This is a genomic window from Peribacillus sp. FSL K6-1552, from assembly GCF_038005205.1.
GTDB classification, from domain to species: domain Bacteria; phylum Bacillota; class Bacilli; order Bacillales; family DSM-1321; genus Peribacillus; species Peribacillus butanolivorans.
Window position 1 is genome coordinate 591,110 of record NZ_JBBOST010000001.1, and the last position, 21,635, is coordinate 612,744.

The window sequence follows — 21,635 nt, forward strand, 5'->3', positions numbered from 1 at the left end:
AATCATGATAATCAATCAAATAAGATACGACTATAATTTCACAGTTTTAAAAGGTCAACCCGGCCTGAAAAGAAAACGGCGCCATTTCCCATATCTGCCACCCTGTCTGGAGTAAGGGCATTGATATGTTGCTTTGTTTCAGGTGTGTTCTGCCATAAGCCTTGGCTGACAAGAACACCGGCTAACACATTTTCCCCGGGAGCAGCAGTTAGCACACATTCACCGCGCTCGTTCCAGATACGGACCATATCTCCTGTATCTATTCCTAATTTTAGGGCATCTACCGTATTCATGTGTAGTTTCGGTTCTTTTTCCATAGAGATATGTTTTTCGTTATTGGAAAAAGTTGAATTCAAGAAATTGTGATTAGGTGCTGGTATGAATAAAAATGGCAGGTCACTGTCTTTGACGATTGGCATATACGTTGGTAGCGGTTCGTATCCATGCTTCTTCATCTGTTCAGAATAGAGTTCGATTTTGCCGCTCGGTGTCTGCAGTTTACCCGGGAACAGCGGACTCATCTTGGCTTTGACAAATTGACTTTCTGAAAGGGATTCATAAGTGATTCCTTCTAAATACGGGTTATCTGGAAAATTGAGTGCCTGGCGTATCATATCATCCTCTGAATCTCTAAAAGCTGGTTCTTCAAAGCTCATACCCCGGGCTAACAGTTTGAATAATTCGACATTTGATTTCGACTCTCCATACTTTTCCACTACAGGTTTTTGTATTTGGACGTAATTATGCCAGTATGAATTATAAAAATCCTCCGTTTCATAAGATGAAGCAGCAGGCAGGACGATGTCAGCATACATTGCCGTTTCGGTTAAGAATAAATCATGGACCACAGTAAATAGATTTTCTCTCATCAGACCTTCCTGCACTTTATTCGCATTCGGAGCGACAAGGGCTGGATTGGAACTGTATATAAATAAGGAAAGAATCGGGTTTTCTTTTTCCAAAAGGGCTTGACCGATTTGGTTCATATTAATGATACGTGTTGTTTTATCCTTCAAAAGGTCAGGACGTCTTAGGGCATTGGTATTAAAAGCCAGGTATCCTGAATTCCCCTTTATCGCGCCACCGCCCTTCAAAAGCCATTGACCGGTAAGTGCAGGAAGGCAGGCGATGGTCCGTACGGCCATGCCGCCATTATCATGGTGCTGCAGACCGTTGCCTATTCGAATGAATGAAGGAGTCGTGCTACCGTACATTCGTGCTAACTCATATAGGTCATCAATCGGAACACCAGTAATCGCTGAGACGGTGGCAGGGTCATATTGGCGGACATGCTCGCACAATTCAGCGGAGCCCACAGTGTATTCATCTAAGAAAGGTTGGTCGACTAGATTTTCGGCATATAAAATATGCATTAAACCGAGAGCGAGAGCACTATCTGTTCCGGGCAGAATAGGAATGAACCAATCGGCCCACTTTCCAGTTTGGTTTTTATGTACGTCAATGACCACAACTTTTGCCCCGTTTTTTCGGGCCTGCTGGGCAATTGTTACTTGGTGCATATTTGTGCTCACAGCGTTAATACCCCACAGGATAAAAAGCTTTGTTTGAATCGTTTCTTCCGGGTCGATGCCGAACGAACCACCCATCGTATAGTTATAGCCAACAGAACCGGCCGCGTTACAAATGGAACGTTCAAGTCTGCTTGCCCCGAGCTTATGAAAGAACCGACGATCCATTCCTTCTGCACTGAGGTTTCCCATGTTTCCATAAAAGCTGTAAGGAAGGATGCTTTCTGGGCCATGCTGTTCAATTAAGTTTTTCCATTTTGAAGTGATTGTGTCAATGGCTTCCTCCCAGCTGATAGGAACAAAATTCCCTTCTCCTTTTGAGCCGATCCGCTTTAATGGCTGCTGAAGACGTTTGGGGTCATATATGCGAGCTGTCATGTTTCGGACTTTGTTGCAAATATTTCCTTTAGTAACAGGATGGTTAGGGTCTCCTTGCACCTTAATGATTTTCCCATCTTTTTTGTGCAAAAGTAAGCCGCATTGATCAGGACAATCAAGAGAGCAAACTGAGGGAAAGACTCCATCTGGTTGATTGATATAGGGTTGCATGGCGTTATTCCTCCTTATTATCTAATCTTATATCTTGCATCGATAATCTATTTATATCTTAATTATTATTGAATGTGAAATAGTAGATAGTTGCAAGAACTTCTTAACATATGATTTTTTTTCTGATAAGCTTACAAGATAAAAATGAACCTTTTTTATCACAAAATGAATAAGTAATAGGAGGATATATTTTTGGATTATGGAGTAATAATATCTATTGGAATATATATGGCAGGCATGCTATTAATTGGTTATTTAGCTTATCGGAAAACTGCCAACTTAACCGATTATATGCTTGGAGGCCGCAACTTGGGCCCGGCTGTAACCGCATTAAGTGCAGGGGCTTCCGATATGAGCGGATGGCTGTTAATGGGTCTTCCTGGTGCGATGTACATAAGCGGCTTAAGTGCCGGGTGGATTGTTGTCGGCCTGTGTGCAGGGTCTTATTTAAATTGGTTATTTGTAGCGCCGCGACTTCGGACATATACGGAAGTGGCCGACAATTCGATTACGATACCGGACTTTTTGGGAAATCGGTTTAAAGATAGTTCCCGAATATTAAAAGTGGTATCAGCCTTAGTCATCTTAATCTTTTTCACCTTTTACACCTCTTCAGGTATGGTAGCAGGTGGGGAGCTTTTCCGAACTGCTTTTAATATGGATTACCGCTGGGGCATCTGGCTGACAGCGAGTGTTGTTATTCTTTATACATTATTTGGCGGTTTCCTTGCGGTTAGCTGGACGGATTTTGTACAAGGTACGATCATGTTCATTGCCTTAATTTTAGTCCCTGTTGTCACGATTGTAAATATTGGCGGCTGGGATCCTACCATTAATGAAATAAAATCGATTAATCCGAATTTATTACATGCTTTTGAAGGAACTTCAACCATTGGTATTATATCGTTGTTAGCATGGGGTCTTGGTTATTTTGGTCAGCCTCATATCATCGTTCGATTCATGGCGATTTCATCTGTAAAAGAATTGAAAAGCGCACGACGAATCGGTATGGGCTGGATGATTTTCGCTATCGTAGGAGCGATGTTTACGGGATTGGTCGGAATCGCTTATTTTAATCTGACAAGCGGACCTCTAGGGGAAAAAAATGCCGAGTCTGTCTTCATCATTCTGGCTAAAGAACTATTTCCTTCTTTAATTACAGGCTTCTTATTAGCAGCGATTTTAGCAGCGGTCATGAGTACGATTGCATCTCAACTGTTAGTATCGGCGAGTGCGCTGACTGATGATTTCTATAAGCAGTTTATTCGCCCGAATGCATCGGATAAGGAATTAGTGCTGGTTGGACGATTTGGTGTATTAGCGATAGCTGCTATTGCCCTTATTTTAGCTTTCAACCCTAGTGGTACGATTCTTAAATTGGTCGGTTATGCCTGGGCTGGGTTTGGAGCAGCATTTGGACCGGTCATTCTGTTAAGTCTTTACTGGAAACGGATGACGAAATGGGGCGCGCTAGCAGGAATGATTGTGGGTACCGCAACCGTGATCGTCTGGGAAATGATTGATAAATTTGCTGAAGTCTATGAAATCATCCCTGGATTTATTGCTGGTACAATAGCAGTCGTGTTTTTTAGCCTGTTATCAGCCAAACCTTCTAAAGAGATAGAAGAGGATTTCAATCAAGCTGTAAAAAATCTCTCTTGATTATTGACGCTGCTCTATCAAATGGGCGGCGTTTTTTATATGATAAATAACCAAAATATATGGTACAATATCCGTAAAGTCCTTATGTGTAAAACATGAGGACTTTTTTTGAGTGGTTTGGGTATAATAAACCAAAAATAACTACAAAGGATATAAAATGAACCAGTCTCATAAAATTGCAATTAAAGTAGCTATTATATATATAATCATTGGGGTCTTATGGATTATCATTACAGATTCCTTCTCGATGACCCAGGCAAAAGAAGATGTCCAGACATATGCGATGTTTCAGCATTCCAAAGGGTGGATGTTCATTTTCATTACCGGGATTTTTTTATATATTATAATCCGATATTGGACTGGGAAAATGTTGCGCTCCCAACAGGAATTTAATCTGAAGGATGAGCAATATCAGTCGCTGTTCAAGCATAATCCGGATTGTGTCCTTGAATTGAACCTCGAAGGAAATGTCGTTTCAATTAACCCGGAGGCTGAAAAGCTGTTAGGTCACCAAAGTGACAACTTGAAGGGCAAGAATGCCAATCATTTCATCAACTGGAATGAAAGTGAAAAAGTATCTGTTTTCTTTACACAATCCCTTCAAGGAGAGGCTGTTAAATTCGAAACGACCATCCAGAATATGAGTGATGAAAATCGGATAATTCGTGTAACTTTTTTGCCAATTATTGTTCAAACGGAAATGCTTGGAGTATATGCAATCGTCAGGGATATTACCGAATTGCGGCGAGAAGAGGAATTGATGATCATGTCTGAAAAGTTATCTGTAATCGGACATCTGGCTGCTGCCGTCGCACATGAGATAAGGAATCCGCTGACATCGCTAAAAGGGTTCGTGCAGTTAATGGATATGACGAAAGAAGTCAACCCGATGCATTCTGATATCATGTTAAAGGAAATTGATCGAATTAATATTATTTCGAGTGAGCTGCTGGTTCTCGGGAAAAAACAGGATGTTGCTTTATGTAAAATTGATCTTGGTGACTGTTTACAACAAGTATATACGTTAATGAAAGCAGAGACGAATTTGAATAATATTGAGATGGGGTATCAGGTAAAAAAAGCCGAGCCGGTTTATATTATGGCTGATTCCATCGAACTTAAACAGATGGTCATTAATATTGTCAAGAATAGCATTGAAGCGGTTAGTGATAATGGGAATATAGACATATCCTTGGATGTCATTGATGATCATGCTGTAATCAGTGTGAGTGATAATGGAATAGGTATGGTGCCTGAGCGCTTGAAACGAATCGGTGAACCTTTTTATTCGACGAAGGAAAGGGGCACAGGAATCGGACTTGCAATCTGCCAGAAGATTATTCTCCGCCTCGACGGAGAGATGCATTTTGAAAGTGAGAAAAATAAGGGAACCACGGTTACAATTCGGATTCCGTTGGCTACTACGCTTTAACAAATGGTACTATAGAGTATATGAAAAGTTTTTTTATTAAAGGAGAACGATATGAGCGAATTACCAGCATTAGTGAACGATAGAAAGCCATTTATTCAGGAGGCCTGGATAAAATCTGGCTTCGGCCAACTTACTCCGATTCAAACGAAAGCGATTCCTGTAATTGTAGAAGGAAAAGACATCATGGCTGAATCACCCACGGGAACAGGAAAGACACTTGCTTATTTACTGCCATTGCTTGAAAAAATAGATCCTGATAAAAAATCTCCCCAAGCATTAATTTTAGCGTCATCACGTGAATTGGTCATGCAGATTAATGAAGAAATTCGGATTTGGTCAGAAGGAAGCGGTATTTCAGGTGCAGCATTCATCGGTGGAGCTAATGTAAAACGTCAGTTGGACAAACTGAAGAAGCATCCACAGGTCATTGCTGGAACACCAGGACGGATTTATGAATTGATTGCCCAAAAGAAATTGAAGATGCACGAAGTAAAAACAATTGTCCTCGATGAAGGTGACCAATTAATTATTCCCGAGCATATGGGAACGATTAATAATATTATCAAAACTACTCTTAAAGACCGCCAAATCATGGTGTTTTCTGCAACTCTACCAGAGGAAACGGAAAAGGTGGCTCGTGGATTCATGAACGAACCAGAAATGATCAAGGTCGATAAGCATGAAAAAATGGAGTCAAAAGTAGACCATCTTTACTTTGTTGTTGAGAGACGGGAAAAGTCCAAGATTCTTGAGAAAATCACGAGGCTGAAAGATGTGAAAGCTCTTGCCTTTTTAAACGATATCGCAGAGCTGAGCGTCTTACATGAAAAGTTGAGTTATAAAGGCGTTGAGATGGGTGTCCTTCACGGTGAATCTAATAAAGTAGACCGTGAGAAAGCGCTGCGCAAGCTTCGTTCAGGTAAATCTCCGATGTTGATGGCAACAGATGTGGCGGCTCGCGGACTTGATATTAAAGGACTGACAGCCGTCGTTCATATTGATATGGCTGAAAACATTGACCAATATATTCATCGATCCGGGAGAACAGGGCGTGCGGGTGCAAATGGCACGGTTATCTCAATTGTAACGGAAAGAGAAGAGCGAGAATTGAAAAAAATGGCACGTGAACTTGAGATCCCGTTAACGAAAGTAACATTCTATGGTGGAAACATCGTAGTCGAAGAATAATTTTTGAATGTAGAGATGGCCATGTAGGCTGTCTCTACTTTTTTATCAAGACTAGGCAGATGTATTAATACATACCCTCTAAACCAATCATTAACGCCATGAATAAAATATAACAAAGAACAGCTCCCAAAATCGTTTGGTTATGAATACTTTTACCTGCTTTTAGATTTTTCAAAAGTGAAACCAAATTAAGAAAACACATAACACTTATTGATGGGATAACGAACAAGTGTATAAACAATAGCGTATCATCTCCACTCATTTTCTTGTTCCCTCCTACAGTGAGAATTTTTTTTGAAGAACACTCTACATGGACTTTTCTATTGTTGCAACTTGATGGGATGTCCAGTTAACCAGAAAGATCCCTACGAAGATGAGTGAACCACCTAACGCAACGTACCAGTGGACCGGTTCATCTAGCAAGATGAAACCAGATAAGACGCCAAAAAAGGGAGCTAGAAATAGAAAGGCACTCGTTTTGGCGGAATCTCCTTTTTGTAGTAGGAAAAACCAAATTGAAAATTGTACAATAGAAGCCATAATGGCTAGCCATAATAAAATAAGCATGGATGCCGTTGTGATTATGAAAAAGGGCTGCTCAAAAAGATAAGAGCCAATGAGCAGCAGTACCCCTCCGCAAAGCATTTGATAGGCTGACATGACCCAAGTGTCGATTGCGTGTCCCCAGTTTTTCATCAACAGGGTGGCGAGGGACCAGGAAATGGCTGACATCAATCCGAGAAGGGTTCCTGTTTTTAAATCAAGATGTGCCCCCATTGTGATAAAGACACCGATAAATCCTAGGAAAACCCCCGCCCATTGCTGTGGGGCGTATCTTGTTTTACAAAAGAGCGTTCCAAAAATGATAACTAATAAAGGATTCATAAACGTTAAAATCGAAAGTTCCCCTGCTGAAATGGTCCTAAGGCCTACAAAGATGCAGCCCATGACACCAGCTGTCTGGAATAAACCGATGATAGCCAATTTAGCCCAGTCTATGGTCTTGCTTGGATGAGGTCGTTTGATGAGTTTAACAATTATGGCCATGATCAAACCTGCAAGGATAAATCTTATGGCTGCAAGCAACATGGGAGAAGTATAAGCTAATCCTATTTTTCCGATAGCGAATGACGAACCCATTAAAGCAGTCGTTAAAATGACAAGTAAACCAAAAATGACTTTGTTCATTGTTTCCCCTCCAAAAATCCTTATCTATGAATAGTCAAAATTAGCATTGAATGATTGTAAAATTATAGCATATTGCTGAAGATAGGAGTTTAATAATGAGTGGAAAACACAAATGAAAACGCTTCCTTTATAAGGGGTATTGACATATGATAGAAATAGACATTGGTGAGGAGGAGACGGTATGGCAGAGAAATATAAGCATATTGAAACGGCAGTAATTCATGAAGGATATGACTCGAAGGAGCATTTAGGAAGCTTAACAACACCACTGTTTCAAACCTCAACATTTACTTTCGAAACGGCCGAGCAAGGAGAAAGACGTTTTGCCGGTTTAGAAGATGGATATATTTATTCGCGTCTTGGAAATCCAACGGTACAGGTGCTTGAAGACAAGATTGCGGCATTGGAGGGCGGGGAAGCAGGGCTTGCTTTCAGCTCAGGGATGGCTGCGGTATCGGCTGTGCTTTTTGCATTAACTAAAACAGATGACCACATCTTGTGTTCACAAGGATTATATGGTTGTACGTTTGGCCTCCTTCAGTTGATGAAAAGTAAATATCGTATTAATCATGATTTTTGTGATATGAGTACAGAGGAACAGTTAAGAAAGATGATCCGCCCAGAAACAGCCTGCATCTATGTGGAAACCCCTATTAATCCGACAATGAAAATGATTGATTTACAAATGGTCATGAAAGTCGCGAAAGAATGCAATGTGCCGGTTGTAGTCGATAATACTTTTTCGACCCCTTATTTACAGAAGCCTCTTGACTATGGCTGTGATGTCGTCCTTCATAGTGCGACGAAGTATCTTTGTGGACATGGAGACGTTGTTGCAGGTCTTGTAGTTGGAAAGAAAGAGTTTATCAATCAGGTAGCGGTAACGACTCAGAAAGATATCGGAGGAATTATTTCGCCGTTTGATGCGTGGCTACTACTGCGGGGGTTAAAGACTTTACCAGTTAGGATGGACCGGCACTCTGCCAATGCGTGGGAAATCTTTCGGGAGTTGAAACAGCACCCCCAGGTGAAGAATGTATATTATCCAGGGGATACTAGTTCTCCGGACCATTATATAATGGAAAAACAGATGAAACATGGTGGGGGCCTTATCTCCTTTGAATTGCAAGGTACGAAGCAGGATGCCCAGAAATTCCTGAATAACTTGAGACTTATCAAAATAGCTGTCAGCCTAGGAGATGCCGAAACATTGATTCAGCATCCAGCTACCATGACTCACTCGGCAGTTCCTGAAGAATCCAGACATCAAATGGGTATCAGCGACCAGCTTATCCGCCTCTCAGTAGGCCTCGAAGCTTGGCAGGACATCTGGCACGATCTTCAGCAAGCCTTTTAGCTGGGGTCAGACCCCATTTCCCGGATTATTTCCCGGTTTTTTTGATGAAAATGGTGAAGGATAAGATAAGGATTAGAACAGCCAGCATGTAGGATAAAGGGGTGATTGTCGGGTAGAGAGTGCTGTTCCGTACACCAATGCCGATTGAACGCCCAGACTAAGACAAGCGGATAGCACCAATCCCGGTTTTTAACTGCGAAGACAAAGGCCAGGATTGTTGCTGCAATCATCATGACAATCGTCCAGGTTACATTAGATATCTCAAATCCTTTCCAGCTAATATAGGTGAGATAGTAAGAAATGTCAGCGATGGCTGCGACGCTTACCCAACCTAAATAAATGGAAAAAGGGAATAGGTCGAAAGAGGCATGCTCCACTTCTTTAATGTTTGTATAAATGATAATTAAGTTAATCAAAAGCGCAATAATAATAAATTTTACTTAGTTAACCATTTTGAGCACATAGGGGGCCTTGAAGAAAAATATATACATTCTTTCTTATACATAGTAAGTTCTTGTTACTAATGGTTCATTTAAGATTAGAAATTTTACATCTTTACTTTAAGGTGATAAAATATTCAGAGATTCATAATAATTTAGTCCTTCGGGGTCGGGTGAAAATCCCAACCGGCGGTGATGAAGAAATTCTAAGCCCGCGAGCCTGATAAAGGCAGGATTTGGTGAGATTCCAAAGCCGACAGTATAGTCTGGATGGGAGAAGGACGTGTGGAACCCAAGTGTATACGTGCGCCTAATTTTTCAATAATGAAAATTTTAGGCTTTTTAGGTATACAATTTTTCACTCATTTCTCCTGCTAACTCCTTAGGTCAATCTAAGGGGTTTTTTATATTCTATAAAAGGGGGAAAAACATGTTTACGGGAATCATTGAGGATATCGGTACCGTCCATTCCTTGAAAAAAGGCAAAAGCAGCATGGAGTTGGCGATTCGTTCTGAGAAAATCCTCGAAGATGTTCATCTGGGGGACAGTATTTCTGTCAACGGAGTTTGCTTAACGGTAACGTCCTTCACGCAAAGTCTGTTTACTGTCGACGTGATGCCAGAGACGGTCAAAGCTTCTTCAATCCGGACGTTAAAACTGGGATCACCTGTGAATCTGGAACGTGCCATGAGTGCACAGGGCAGGTTTGGCGGCCATTTTGTTTCAGGCCATATTGATGGTACGGGAACGATAATAAAAAAAGAGCGAAAAGAAAATGCTGTGTATTATGTGATCAAATTGGAAGAAGGACTCAGTACATTTTGCATCCCAAAGGGGTCAGTTGCCATTGATGGTACGAGCTTGACAATTTTCGGGATAGAGGGAAACCTGCTTACTGTATCTCTGATTCCCCTGACTCATCAGGACACAATATTGGGGCGGAAAGCAGCTGGAGATATCGTTAACATCGAAAATGACATGATAGGGAAATATATCATACATCAAATAAAAAAAAGTGATTCAAAACCAGGACTGAATTTAGAGTTTTTGGCAGAACACGGATTTTAATTAAAGGGCGGTGTAAAAGATGTTCCATACAATAGAAGAGGCGATCGAAGACTTAAAAGCTGGTAAAGTAGTAATCGTATCCGATGATGAAGACCGTGAAAATGAAGGTGATTTTGTTGTATTGGCAGAAAAGGCAACGCCAGAAGCGATTAATTTTATGGCGACCCATGGACGCGGTTTGATTTGTACAACCATTACCGAAGAACTGGCGGCAAAATTGAATTTGCATCCTATGGTCGGTGAAAATACCGATCATCATGGAACTGCTTTTACAGTTAGTGTCGATCATAAAAGTACTTCTACAGGAATAAGTGCATTTGAAAGATCCTTGACCATTCTGGAACTTCTTAAAGAAGATTCAGTTGCTGGGGACTTCCAACGGCCTGGTCACACTTTTCCGATTGTCGCTAAAGAAGGTGGCGTGTTAATACGGGCAGGGCATACGGAGGCATCCGTAGATTTGGCAAAGTTATGTGGGGCTGCTCCTGCAGGCGTTATTTGTGAAATCATGAATGAAGACGGGTCAATGGCAAGAGTATCTGATTTAGAAGTTATCGCCGAAAAATTCGATCTTAAATTTATTACGATTGCCGAGCTAACTCGTTATCTCCAACAAAGAAAAATATTTGAGAAACAGGAACTTGAATTAAATATTCCGAATGCTTGAAGGATATAAGTGGTTGAAAAATAAAAATACGAAAAAAAATTGACATTTGTTTTTAAATTAGGAGGATATGGACATGGGGAAAATTATTGAAGCACAATTAATCGGATCAGGGTTGAAAGTAGGCATCGTGGTAGGAAGATTTAATGAGTTTATTACAAGCAAGCTTTTAGGCGGTGCATTGGATGGCCTTAAGCGTCATGGTGTTGATGAGAATGATGTTGACATAGCGTGGGTACCAGGGGCTTTTGAACTTCCACTAATTGCGAAAAAACTAGTGAACACAGGCAAATATGATGCAGTTATCGGCCTTGGAACAGTAATTAGGGGGGCCACTTCTCATTATGATTATGTGTGTAATGAAGCAGCTAAAGGCATGGCAGCAGTTTCTCTGGACACAGGTGTACCTGTTATCTTCGGTTTGTTGACTACTGAAAATATCGAGCAGGCTATTGAACGTGCAGGAACAAAATCAGGTAACAAAGGCTATGAAGCAGCCGTTAGTGCTATTGAAATGGCGAACCTTGGAAAATTGATTGAACAGTAAATGGTACACATTAAAAAAGCCGCAGAGAAGAAAATTCTTTTCTGCGGCTTTTTAATGTAGCGAATGTACAATTACCTGTCAGATTGAGCTAGCTTTTTCAACCCATTAAGCAGTTCTTCAAAGTTCGAGAAATTTCTTGCTATTTTATTGATGAGGGTATCCTGATATTTGAAGCTTGCCGCCACTTCTTCAATGAAGAAGCGTGTTCACCTGCTCTAGCAGCTTCAATTGAGGCATTCAGAGAAAATAAATTCGTTTGTTTTATATGTCTTCAATCTTTGCTAAAACCGCTTGGATGTCTTTATTTTGCTGATCCATTCATCCATTAGTACTGCTTCTGTTTAGCCTTTTCACCAAGGGTATGATGTTCTTAGCAAGGGTGACCATTTCCTTGCTTCTATACTAGTCCTCGTTCCACTTTCCGTAGTAAAGACTTCATTTTCTCTTAAGCGACAGTGGCGTGCTGGATTCCCTTAATGAATACATAAAAATATCTCGATTTAAAAGTAATATCTTACCTTTATAAATAGGTGTAAATACTGGGAAATAAAGAATTTTATAGGTAGGATATGAAAATATTTTATTACAAAAGCTGTTCGTAAATGAAGCATGTTAAAATATGCGGATATGATTATGCTACAATTGTAAAGATTGCAATTGAAATTCATATCTTAGGGAAAAGTAATTATATTAGTATTTAGGAGGGGTTTGTGTGTACCATCTCTTTACACATAATGATTTAGATGGAGTCGGATGCGGTATTGTAGCGAAGCTGGCATTCGGGGAAGAAGTAGTGGTTAGTTATAATTCAATCGGGCGACTTAATCAGAATGTAGCAGCATTTCTTGAGCAGGCCAAAATTGAGGATACGTTGCTGGTTACTGATCTTTCAGTTGATGAAGATAATGAAAAAGCGATTTCACAGTTTGTTGAAGATGGAGGCAAAGCGCTTCTGATTGATCATCATAAATCAGCGCTGCATTTGAACGAACATGATTGGGCATCTGTAACAGTCGAGCAGGAAGACGGTAAACAAACAGCAGCGACTTCATTATTCTATCAGTATGCAGTTGAAAAAAAATTATTGGAACCTTCGCGGATTGTTGCTGAATTTGTTGAATTAGTTCGTCAATACGATACTTGGGAATGGGAAGTAAACAAAAATTTAACGGCAAAACGGTTAAATGATTTGTTCTTTATGATTCCGATTGAGGAATTTGAGATGAAAATCGCCCATAAATTATCAACGGCTGAAAGCTTTACTTTTGACGAAGTTGAGCAAACACTTTTGGATGTTGAGGAAAGCCGGGTTGATCGGTACATAAACAGGAAAAAAAGAGAAGTCTATCAGGCTACGGTTGGTCCCCATACAGCAGGTGTGGTCCATGCTGAGTCCTATCATTCGGAATTGGGAAATGAACTGTCCAAAGAGTTTTCCCACCTGGATTATATTGCAATTCTAATGGTCGGAAGTAAAAGAATCAGCTTTCGGACAATCCATGATGACATAGACGTTTCTGAGGTTGCAGGTAAATACGATGGGGGCGGTCATCAAAAAGCCGCAGGTTGCACAATGTCCGAAAAGGCATACAGTCAATACGTAGAAAAGACCTTTTTTGCCGAGCCTATTAAACGCGATGCTCATAAAAACCAATTGAATATCAAGGAATCCCCAGAGGGTTGCCTGTATTCAACGAGAGAAAAACAAGACATTTTCATCTATGAAGATGAAGAAGAAGAATGGATTGTGGAGATCAACGGAAAACAACAGAAAAAAACATTTGATACATTTGGGGAAGCGGATAAATATATAAAGCGGAAATACGCTGCATGGCTGGCCCATGATGAAAGATACGAAGAGTTTGTCAATAGAGGGTGAATAGGAAAACGGCTGTCCGAATGTGGGCAGTCGCTTTTTGTTGTGTCTCTAAGACGGAAACCTGACACTTTGTGTAGAATCATCCATAAATCGAAGGAAACGAAGATAAATGGAGACTTTGCGTAGATAAAACTGAAATTTCGTAGATAAAAAGAAAGATTTGTTGATAAAAGTTGTTGTTCCTACTCATTTACGTAGGATTGGACTGAACTTTCATAAAAATCAGGCTCAAAAGGGATGCCTTTTGAGCCTGTTTAAGCTATTTTACCTTTTAAGTGGGACAGGATGTACGATGGTACGGGATTGTTTTTTTGGTATAGAATTTTGGCGATGAAGAATTGCGTTGATTTCGCCACCGATTACAAAGATCAGACCACTCAAATACAACCATAACATTAAGATGATAACGCCCCCTAAACTGCCGTAAGTGGACGAATAGTTAGCAAAGTTGCTGACATAGAATGAGAATCCAAGTGATATTCCGAGCCACAGTACGGTTGCGGTCACAGCCCCGGGGATAACGTGTTTAATTGGAAAACTCTTATTCGGTGCAAAGCGATATAAAAAGGTCAATACTAGTGAGATAACGACAACTGCAATGATCCACCGTAATAAGCTGAATAGACTTTGCATTTCTTCAGGAAGCGAGATGACTTGTTGTAATAAATCGATGATCACTTTCCCGAAAACGGGCAGACCTAACATAACGATAAAAGCTACAACCAATCCTAAGGTTAAGATAATAGAAATAAAGCGGGCTTTAATGAAGTTCCTTGTTTCTTTCACATCATAAGCGATGTTCATTGAATGAATAAACGCATTCATACCGTTTGAGGCTGACCATATGGTGCCTAGGAAACCGAAAGTAAGTAAGCCGCCGTTCCGCTCACTTAATATGTTGATAATATTTTCCTCGATGACTTCCACCGTTTCCGTTGGCATGAAGGTTTTTATAGTATCCATGGCTGTCTGAATGTCGATATTCAAATAAGGTAAAATCGAAAGTAGTAAAATGAGCAAAGGGAATAGTGCGAGTAAATAATAATAGGCCTGTTCTGCTGCCAACCCTGTTACACGATCTTCTTTTATTTCTTTGATAAGCTGCTTGGTGAATTTTATCGACTTATTCATCCGGGCATCACTCCTGAATAGTTACTAAGGTTATCTGCTTCTTTTCCCTCTGTTCAGGTAAGTTAATCCTCCTATCTAAAGAAAAGAAAATGAAAGGTACTTTTTTAAAAAAGGTCTTGATAACCCTTCAGGTTGTCTTTCTTTGTATATCTGTTGGTTTTCTTATACTTGTAAGAACAATATAACCCGCAATTATTCCTGTAATTGAATTAAACGTGGTTGATCCATCTGCTCCGAAGTATCCTCCCCAAACCAATGTGGAGAAAGGTAATTCGAATTCAATTATTTCAGTGAAATACAAAATTGGAATAATGGACATGTAAATGAACGGTAATCCAAGGATGAGTAACCTTAGCCAATTAATTTTCCAGTGACCTTTTGTTAAAAAGTTTTTCACGATACTAGGTATCGCGAATATGCCCCCAATGAAAATTGGGAAGAAAGATTGAAACAAAAAATATCCCTTAATCTCATATGTTTCGCGACTAATTATTTCTAGATGATGTTGGTACTTTAAACCATATAATAATACACTTAATAATAGAATTAAGTAGGATAAATAACTAATTGTTCTTTTCCAAGAATGGCTCATAAAATGTTTCCCCCTCCGTCTTTTTACTATTATACGGAAAAATAAGGAAAAAGTTTCGGCGGTTTACATTTGCAGAGCTTTAAAGAAGAAGTGTAAAGAAAGGCCGAACATTTTGTCCGACCTTCCTCTATTACACTTCTTCTTTTTGTTGTTCCTTTTGGACCTTTGGCGGCGTCCATTTGAAGATTTTATTGAGGATATTATAGATATGTTTGGATTCTTTTGTAAGGATTGGTCCAAGAATCGCTAAGGTCAAAACATATAGTGCCGCAAACGGGGTTAGTATTGGCATTAAACCACCTGCAATACCTAGGTTGGCGAGAATAATGGAGAATTCACCACGTGAAACAATAGTTAAACCGATATTGGCTGAGGCTTTGTGAGATAAACCAGATTTTCGTCCGGCTATCATACCAGCGACAAAGTTACCGATTATAGTGATGATTACGGCTCCAAGGACCATCCAGACAGCTCCACCAAGGGTAGTTGGATCAATGCTCAAGCCAAAGCTGAAGAAGAATATGGCGCCAAAGAAGTCTCTAAAGGGAATGACAAGTTTTTCTATCCTGTCGCTGTGTTCCGTTTCAGAAAAGACTAGACCAAGCAGTAATGCACCAATGGCTTCTGCAACGTGAATTGTTTCCGAGAAACCTGCGACAAAGAATAGCAATGAAAACACAACAATAATAAATATCTCATCAGAGGATATATTAAATAATTTGTTGAGTAAACCAGAGGCTTTCCGAGCTATAACGAAAAATATCAGCATATATCCGATGGCGATGAAGGTAGAAAGTAGCGTTCCCCAAATGGAACCAGAATCGCTTAATACCAATCCAGATACGACTGATAAATAAACAGCAAGGAAGATATCTTCAAACATGATGATACCAAGAATGAGCTCTGTTTCGTTATTACCTGTTCTTTTAAGATCGACAAGGACTTTTGCTACAATGGCACTTGATGAAAAGCTGATAATCCCTGTTAATATTAGAACTTCTCTTAAAGGTAGTCCGAGTAGGAAACCATATAGTAAGGCCATTCCAGCGTTGATTAAAATGTAATACGTTCCGCCTGTTACTATATTTTTCCCTGACTTCATTAGCTTTTTAACGGAAAACTCAAGACCTAAGTAAAATAAAAGGAACAATATCCCGATTCTTCCGAGGAACGCTATGATTTCATCACTTTCGATGAAGCGCAGATCAATCAATCCGAAGTTTGGAGCATGGGGGCCAACGAGCATGCCGATGATAATTAATAATGGAACATTTGATATTTTAAATTTACCTGCAACGAGAGCAGCTAATGCTACTAGAAGCAGGGCAGTTCCTACTTCAAAGACTAAATGGTCCATATGTGCTTAGTCACTCCTTTCGTCGGTCAAAAGTTCTCTTGTCAGGTTACGGATATCTTTTCTTTCACCAGATATTACTAGCGTATCGCCTGTTTCGATGATAGAGTCTGGACCAGGATTGTTTAGTTGTTTTTTTCCTTTTTTCGAATGGGCAATAACGGTTACGTTGTAATTGCTCCGAATATCAATCGAACCTATTGTTTGATTGATTGCTCTTGAACCTGGTTCCACCTTGAACCATTCAATAACCAAGTCGCCTAATGACATCTCAATCGTTTCAAGCGCTTGTGGTTTGTAAACCATACCGCCTATGATGGAAGCCATTTGTCGCGATTCCTGATCGTTAAGGGTGATGCTCGATATAACTTCTTCATGTTCATTATCAAAGTGGTACAATTCCCGACGGCCATCATCGTGAATGACAATCACTAACTTTTCATCATTTCTCGTTATGATTTCAAATTTTTGGCCAATACCAGGAAGTTCGCTTTCTCTAATTTTCACTGGAATTCCTCCTTAAGATAGTTGGTTAGAGTTTTAGAAGATAGAAATATGTTTATAAATTAACATCAATAATCGTTTTAAATTTCTTCTCCTTAGAAATGCCGATGTATTTTAGTGTCTCTGATGGACTTGAATGATGGTAATGCTTTTGTATCAAAGAAAGAGACACTCCTTGTTTATAGGCATGATAGCCAAATGTTTTGCGCATCGAACTTGCTCCGAATTTACCTGTCAGACCTGCACCTTCCACAGCATCATGAATGATTCGGTGAGCCTGTTGGCGCGTAATCGGCTTTTTTGTTTTAGGGGATAGAAATAAAAATTGACCTTCGATAACCTTCGAGCCTTTTAGGTATTCTTGTAAGGCGGTACGAACTTTCAAGTTCAAATAAATTTGAGTGACTTCTTCATTCTCCATTCGTTGCTCATAAAACTCTTTGATTTTTCCTGTTTCATCGAGAACGTTGGAAACAGTGATTTCCAGCATTTCATTTATCTTCATACCCGTATTGATTCCGAGTACAAATAATAAATAATCCCGACTGGAGTGAGCTCGTAAGTACGTTTTTATTTTGCTGATTTGATTGATATCCTTAAAGGCTTCCACATATTCCATAGATCTTCTCCTCTTACCAATGTAACATAATTATATTATATCACAAATTATGTTACATTGCATGTAATAAGTCCTATAAGAAAGATTCCCCCAAAAAAAGCAACTCATATATCATTAAAAGAGAAAATAAAGAAGTGGTGTCCAAAAGTAAACCTTCTTTTACTTATTCTCTACCCAAACAAGAAAAAATATATCAGTTTAGTGTGTTATATCTTACTAAAATGAGGGGATGTAAAGCATTTCTAAAAAAAATGTAGTTTGGCAGCATAAAACATAAAAAAAGAGGGAATCCCTAAGTTGGAATTCCCTCTCTAAATTTCTTTTTTTAATAGACTGCTTTTTGTAATTTATGAATGACCTCAAGTGAAAGGCCAGTTCCTATGGCAACTGATTCAAGCGGGTTATCAGCAAGTTGGACTGGTACTACAATTTCATTCGTTAGCCAATCTTGTATTCCATTAAGGAGTGCACCTCCACCAGATAAGATGACACCTTGATCAACAATATCACCACTTAATTCAGGAGGACAGTCTTCCAAAGTGGCTCTGATTGCCTCTAAAATATGAAGAAGCGATTCCTGAATTGCTTCCTGGACGTCAGTGGATGATATCGTAATCGGTTTTGGAAGACCAGTTACAAGGTCGCGACCTCTGACTTCCATGGTCACAACGGAATGTTTAACGAGGGCGTAGCCGATTTCCATTTTTATTTGTTCAGCCGTTCGTTCCCCGATTAACACATTATGTTTTTTTCTTACGAATTGGGAGATATCTTCATCCAATTGATCTCCGCCAATTCTGATGGAATTACAAGAAACTACGCCGCCGTAAGAAATAATTGCCACCTCAGTTGTACCACCGCCGATATCAACGATGACATTAGCAACTGGCTCTTCTACAGGCAGACCTGCCCCGATTGCTGCTGCTACTGGTTCCTCAATAAGGTGGACCTGCTTGGCTCCACAGCTTTTGACTGCATCCTGAATGGCTCTTCTTTCCACAGATGTTGAGCCTGATGGTGTACAGACCACTACACTTGGCTTTCGAATTGATAAGCCTAAAGCCTTGCTTGCTTTTTTCATGATTTCCCGTAGCATTTGTGCGGTAACCTCAAAATCCGCAATGACCCCGTCCTTTAGTGGCCGGATCGCAACAATATTTCCAGGTGTTTTTCCAATCATGTTTTTTGCATCCACACCGACTGCTAATACTTTATTAGTCTCTATATCAATGGCCACAACCGATGGCTCATTAAATACGATTCCTTTATTTTTACTGTAAACTAGCGTATTTGCAGTTCCTAAGTCAATGCCTATTTCTGTATTTGATAACATTTAGTCACCCCTCCATAAGAGTTTGACCCCTATATACTCATTCTACCTTGAACTGTGAGTTTGTGGGGGTGGGAAATCTAGTAAATAGTGGAATTGCTGCGCTGTTCTTTTTCATAAAGGGAAAACATGATGAAATATAAAACGGCGCTTGCGATTGCCAGCGCACTAAGAATGCCAAATGTCCAATTGTAACCAATCCATCCTGTCATGGGAATGGCCAATGGTGCTAACATTCTACCAATTGTAAAACGCAAGCTTGCTGCAGCAAAATATTGCCCCCGCATATGTGCCGGAGCAAGCTTGGATACAAATCCCTGCTGAATGCCTGCTGTCAAAAGCTCAGCTAATGAAAACAAAGCAATGGCGATAAATAACCCCCATATCCATTGTGTCGATCCAAATAAAATTATCGAGAAGCAGTAGGTAATTGAAGAGGCAATGAATACGTTTCTTTCTTTATAGACGGACGTCCACTTTGTGACAGAAATTGTTAAGAGCGCAACGAATAATCCATTTTCTGCAAGCAAGAGTCCAAAAGTCTGCTCTGCTTTTAAGTTGAACGAAAATACCGATTGCGGGTCGACCATTTCTATAATATACACGGGAAACAATAAATCAAGCTGCATGAATGTCTGATAGATCAATACACCAGCGATGATAAAGAGCAGAAAGACCTTATCGCGGATAATCACCTGATAGTCCCGTATCTGGTTCAGTAAAAAAGAAAATCCATTTTGCTCTTTTTCGGGGGTTTTTGTTAGAAAAGCTGTTTCGGTTACCCATCTTTGCAGAATGAAACCAAGAAGGATATTAATGATGGCGGCAATCCCTAACAGCTCGAATCGGTGTTTAGCATAAAAAATGCCTCCTAAAATTGGACCTATGACCACTGCAATGTTGATGGAGGTATAAAAAACAGCAAAAACCTTGCTGCGATCTTTTTCCGGAATCACGTCGGCGACCATCGCCTGGCTCGCTGGATTATAAAAGGCGCTGAATATACTTACCGCCGTGAAACTAACAAATCCTATAATCGGAGAATCAAGCCAAGGAGAGCTGGACCAAGCAAAGAAGATGTAGGCGAAGCCCTGCCCGAATGTTGAAATAACCATCATGCGTTTTCTTCCAAATCGATCTGCACAATAACCGCCAAATAAATTGGCCAAAACGGCAAAAAACTGCGAAAAAATCAGCAGTAATCCAGCAGCTGTTTTCCCAAACGACTCGGAAAAATAAATGGCGAGAAATGGGAAGAACATCCAAAATGATATATTTACAACAGATTCTCCAGCAAGGCGAATTTTTAAATTATTATCCCAATCTCGTAAACGCATAATTAAATTCTCACTTTCTGGTATATTCCCCACCATCATACTTCATGCCCCAGGCGAAAACAAGAAAGGGTAGTAGACTTGAAACAAGTTATTTTATGTTAAGATGAAAGATGAAATTATGGTAAATAAAGAAGGGTAATAATATGAAAACATATTTAGTTGAGAGTAAGATTTTTAGAGTTATTTTCACCGCTTTTCTAGCTTTCATAGGTGGGTTCGTGTTCAATCGTCTTGGAATATATTTACCGTGGATGCTCGGACCATTATTTGTGGTGATGATTGCTAAAATCAAATTAGGAAAGTACATGTTATGGTCTAAACCCTTTAGAAGCACTGGATTGGTTATTCTTGGTTTACAACTAGGAAGTTCATTCACGAAACAATCGTTAAATGAAATGATTGAATATTTGCCCATCATGCTTTTTACGACGGTTGCTATCATTTTATTTACGGTATTAACTGGTTGGTTTGTTGGAAAGCGAATGAATTTATCTTTGAGTACGTCCATGCTTGGCAGTTTTCCTGGCGGTCTGTCTCAGATGGTGGTCCTAAGTGAGGAAATGAAGGATAGTGATGAAACAATTGTTGGCTTCATGCAGACGCTTCGAGTCATCCTTGTTATATCCATTGTTCCCTGGCTTGTGACTCACGTTATGACAGTTGATTCGGTTGCGGTAGTAAGTGTTTCGGATCGGCCCTTTTTCATGTTTGATTATGATGGGAAATTAGCCCTTCTGATGATTGTAACCTTTATATTATTCATTTTCATCACAAAAAGGGTAAACTTCCCGCTGCCATTTTTACTTGGGCCTCTCATGGCGGCAGCCCTATTTAATTTGGCAGGACCTGGGGCACCGCAAATTCCTGATTTTTGGTTGAACTTTTCACAATTGCTGATTGGCACGCATTTAGGGTATACATTGAAGGTCGACAATCCTCGACTTTTCAGAAAGATGTTCGGAGCAGTATTCGTTAGTAATGTCCTGTTAATTGGATTTTGTTATTATCTTTCGATTCAGTTTGCTCCCATCCTATCTATACCGGCTAACGAATTGTTTTTAAGTATGGCACCAGGCGGTGTGGCAGAAATGGCAGTAACAGCTATGTCTGTTCATGTGGATTTATCTGTGGTCACTAGTTTCCACTTATTCAGAATTTTATTCATTTTATTTTTACTCTCACCCATCATCAAATGGCTGGATGGTAGAAATATATGGTACCAGAAAAAAGAACGAGGCTGATATGCTTCGTCTTTTTTTTGTCT

The 21,635-nt window shown here is 39.9% G+C and carries 19 protein-coding genes, 1 pseudogene and 1 riboswitch; of the genes and pseudogenes, 9 read left to right on the plus strand and 11 right to left on the minus strand.

The window, feature by feature from the left end; all coding sequences use genetic code 11:
• Positions 1-38: 38 nt before the first annotated feature.
• Positions 39-2,078: a molybdopterin oxidoreductase family protein gene (locus NST21_RS02765; RefSeq protein ID WP_340887596.1), complete on the minus strand. Its 2,040-nt coding sequence runs from the start codon at positions 2,076-2,078 to the stop codon at positions 39-41.
• Positions 2,079-2,270: 192 nt separating this feature from the next.
• On the opposite strand from NST21_RS02765, the gene putP reads away from it, so the two are divergent.
• The 3 genes from putP (at position 2,271) to NST21_RS02780 (ending at position 6,360) form a co-directional block, all read left to right on the plus strand.
• A complete protein-coding gene (putP, locus tag NST21_RS02770; protein WP_053344337.1) occupies positions 2,271-3,740 on the plus strand; it encodes a sodium/proline symporter PutP in 1,470 nt (489 codons plus the stop codon).
• Between the two features lie 157 nt (positions 3,741-3,897).
• Positions 3,898-5,172, plus strand: a complete 1,275-nt coding sequence (locus NST21_RS02775; RefSeq protein WP_340887599.1) for an ATP-binding protein — start codon at positions 3,898-3,900, stop codon at positions 5,170-5,172.
• A gap of 51 nt (positions 5,173-5,223) precedes the next feature.
• Entirely contained in the window at positions 5,224-6,360 is a 1,137-nt protein-coding gene (locus NST21_RS02780; protein WP_056522536.1) for a DEAD/DEAH box helicase, read from the plus strand.
• 64 nt (positions 6,361-6,424) lie between these two features.
• Here the strand turns inward: NST21_RS02780 and NST21_RS02785 are convergent, their stop codons facing one another.
• Both NST21_RS02785 and NST21_RS02790 read right to left on the minus strand, forming a co-directional pair.
• Positions 6,425-6,622 carry a hypothetical protein gene (locus NST21_RS02785; protein WP_340887602.1) on the minus strand — a complete coding sequence of 66 codons (198 nt, stop codon included), beginning with the start codon at positions 6,620-6,622 and terminating at the stop codon, positions 6,425-6,427.
• A 44-nt stretch (positions 6,623-6,666) separates the two neighbouring features.
• The gene (locus tag NST21_RS02790) at positions 6,667-7,548 is read right to left on the minus strand and encodes a DMT family transporter (RefSeq protein WP_053344341.1); all 882 of its coding nucleotides are present in this window, start codon (positions 7,546-7,548) and stop codon (positions 6,667-6,669) included.
• A gap of 181 nt (positions 7,549-7,729) precedes the next feature.
• On the opposite strand from NST21_RS02790, the gene megL reads away from it, so the two are divergent.
• The gene (megL, locus tag NST21_RS02795; protein WP_340887604.1) at positions 7,730-8,905 is read left to right on the plus strand and encodes a methionine gamma-lyase; all 1,176 of its coding nucleotides are present in this window, start codon (positions 7,730-7,732) and stop codon (positions 8,903-8,905) included.
• On the opposite strand, the gene NST21_RS02800 is transcribed toward megL, so the two are convergent.
• Positions 8,902-9,321 carry a hypothetical protein gene (locus NST21_RS02800; RefSeq protein ID WP_340887605.1) on the minus strand — a complete coding sequence of 140 codons (420 nt, stop codon included), beginning with the start codon at positions 9,319-9,321 and terminating at the stop codon, positions 8,902-8,904. The genes megL and NST21_RS02800 overlap by 4 nt on opposite strands.
• A 179-nt stretch (positions 9,322-9,500) precedes the next feature.
• Positions 9,501-9,631: riboswitch (FMN riboswitch) on the plus strand.
• Positions 9,632-9,775: 144 nt separating this feature from the next.
• Here NST21_RS02800 and ribE point away from each other — a divergent pair.
• The 4 genes and pseudogenes from ribE (at position 9,776) to NST21_RS02820 (ending at position 13,504) form a co-directional block, all read left to right on the plus strand.
• Positions 9,776-10,414, plus strand: coding sequence for a riboflavin synthase (ribE, locus tag NST21_RS02805; RefSeq protein ID WP_053344344.1), 639 nt, complete (start codon positions 9,776-9,778; stop codon positions 10,412-10,414).
• A 19-nt stretch (positions 10,415-10,433) separates the two neighbouring features.
• Positions 10,434-11,072, plus strand: a pseudogene (ribB, locus tag NST21_RS02810) (3,4-dihydroxy-2-butanone-4-phosphate synthase); the annotation flags it as partial.
• A gap of 82 nt (positions 11,073-11,154) precedes the next feature.
• Positions 11,155-11,625: a 6,7-dimethyl-8-ribityllumazine synthase gene (gene ribH, locus NST21_RS02815; protein ID WP_056522523.1), complete on the plus strand. Its 471-nt coding sequence runs from the start codon at positions 11,155-11,157 to the stop codon at positions 11,623-11,625.
• A gap of 712 nt (positions 11,626-12,337) precedes the next feature.
• Positions 12,338-13,504, plus strand: coding sequence for a DHH family phosphoesterase (locus NST21_RS02820; RefSeq protein WP_056522520.1), 1,167 nt, complete (start codon positions 12,338-12,340; stop codon positions 13,502-13,504).
• Positions 13,505-13,768: 264 nt separating this feature from the next.
• Here NST21_RS02820 and NST21_RS02825 read toward each other — a convergent pair whose 3' ends face one another.
• The 7 genes from NST21_RS02825 to NST21_RS02855 all read right to left on the minus strand — a co-directional run bounded on the left by NST21_RS02825 (position 13,769) and on the right by NST21_RS02855 (position 20,371).
• On the minus strand, positions 13,769-14,635 hold the full coding sequence (locus NST21_RS02825) for a YihY/virulence factor BrkB family protein (protein WP_340887608.1): 867 nt from the start codon (positions 14,633-14,635) through the stop codon (positions 13,769-13,771).
• A 127-nt stretch (positions 14,636-14,762) separates the two neighbouring features.
• Positions 14,763-15,227, minus strand: coding sequence for a hypothetical protein (locus tag NST21_RS02830; RefSeq protein WP_340887609.1), 465 nt, complete (start codon positions 15,225-15,227; stop codon positions 14,763-14,765).
• Positions 15,228-15,357: 130 nt separating this feature from the next.
• The gene (locus NST21_RS02835; protein WP_340887611.1) at positions 15,358-16,584 is read right to left on the minus strand and encodes a cation:proton antiporter; all 1,227 of its coding nucleotides are present in this window, start codon (positions 16,582-16,584) and stop codon (positions 15,358-15,360) included.
• A gap of 6 nt (positions 16,585-16,590) precedes the next feature.
• A complete protein-coding gene (locus NST21_RS02840; RefSeq protein WP_053344355.1) occupies positions 16,591-17,088 on the minus strand; it encodes a cation:proton antiporter regulatory subunit in 498 nt (165 codons plus the stop codon).
• A gap of 52 nt (positions 17,089-17,140) precedes the next feature.
• Positions 17,141-17,704 (minus strand): tyrosine-type recombinase/integrase, encoded by a 564-nt coding sequence (locus NST21_RS02845; protein ID WP_053344356.1) that lies wholly within the window; start codon positions 17,702-17,704, stop codon positions 17,141-17,143.
• Positions 17,705-18,029: 325 nt separating this feature from the next.
• A complete protein-coding gene (mreBH, locus tag NST21_RS02850) occupies positions 18,030-19,037 on the minus strand; it encodes a rod-share determining protein MreBH (RefSeq protein WP_340887613.1) in 1,008 nt (335 codons plus the stop codon).
• 77 nt (positions 19,038-19,114) lie between these two features.
• Positions 19,115-20,371, minus strand: coding sequence for an MDR family MFS transporter (locus tag NST21_RS02855; RefSeq protein WP_340892443.1), 1,257 nt, complete (start codon positions 20,369-20,371; stop codon positions 19,115-19,117).
• A gap of 143 nt (positions 20,372-20,514) precedes the next feature.
• Between NST21_RS02855 and NST21_RS02860 the strand changes: the two genes are divergently transcribed.
• Positions 20,515-21,612, plus strand: coding sequence for an AbrB family transcriptional regulator (locus tag NST21_RS02860; protein ID WP_340887614.1), 1,098 nt, complete (start codon positions 20,515-20,517; stop codon positions 21,610-21,612).
• The last annotated feature ends 23 nt before the right edge of the window (positions 21,613-21,635 follow it).

Excerpts from the sequence above, each read along its gene's own strand:
- NST21_RS02780 (WP_056522536.1), top strand. The coding sequence starts at position 5,224 with ATGAGCGAATTACCAGCATTAGTGAACGATAGAAAGCCATTTATTCAG.
- NST21_RS02765 (WP_340887596.1), bottom strand. The coding sequence starts at position 2,078 with ATGCAACCCTATATCAATCAACCAGATGGAGTCTTTCCCTCAGTTTGC.
- NST21_RS02835 (WP_340887611.1), bottom strand. The coding sequence starts at position 16,584 with ATGGACCATTTAGTCTTTGAAGTAGGAACTGCCCTGCTTCTAGTAGCA.
- ribH (WP_056522523.1), top strand. The coding sequence starts at position 11,155 with ATGGGGAAAATTATTGAAGCACAATTAATCGGATCAGGGTTGAAAGTA.
- mreBH (WP_340887613.1), bottom strand. The coding sequence starts at position 19,037 with ATGTTATCAAATACAGAAATAGGCATTGACTTAGGAACTGCAAATACG.
- NST21_RS02860 (WP_340887614.1), top strand. The coding sequence starts at position 20,515 with ATGAAAACATATTTAGTTGAGAGTAAGATTTTTAGAGTTATTTTCACC.
- NST21_RS02855 (WP_340892443.1), bottom strand. The coding sequence starts at position 20,371 with ATGCGTTTACGAGATTGGGATAATAATTTAAAAATTCGCCTTGCTGGA.
- megL (WP_340887604.1), top strand. The coding sequence starts at position 7,730 with ATGGCAGAGAAATATAAGCATATTGAAACGGCAGTAATTCATGAAGGA.
- NST21_RS02790 (WP_053344341.1), bottom strand. The coding sequence starts at position 7,548 with ATGAACAAAGTCATTTTTGGTTTACTTGTCATTTTAACGACTGCTTTA.
- NST21_RS02845 (WP_053344356.1), bottom strand. The coding sequence starts at position 17,704 with ATGGAATATGTGGAAGCCTTTAAGGATATCAATCAAATCAGCAAAATA.
- ribE (WP_053344344.1), top strand. The coding sequence starts at position 9,776 with ATGTTTACGGGAATCATTGAGGATATCGGTACCGTCCATTCCTTGAAA.
- NST21_RS02775 (WP_340887599.1), top strand. The coding sequence starts at position 3,898 with ATGAACCAGTCTCATAAAATTGCAATTAAAGTAGCTATTATATATATA.
- NST21_RS02825 (WP_340887608.1), bottom strand. The coding sequence starts at position 14,635 with ATGAATAAGTCGATAAAATTCACCAAGCAGCTTATCAAAGAAATAAAA.
- NST21_RS02830 (WP_340887609.1), bottom strand. The coding sequence starts at position 15,227 with ATGAGCCATTCTTGGAAAAGAACAATTAGTTATTTATCCTACTTAATT.
- NST21_RS02785 (WP_340887602.1), bottom strand. The coding sequence starts at position 6,622 with ATGAGTGGAGATGATACGCTATTGTTTATACACTTGTTCGTTATCCCA.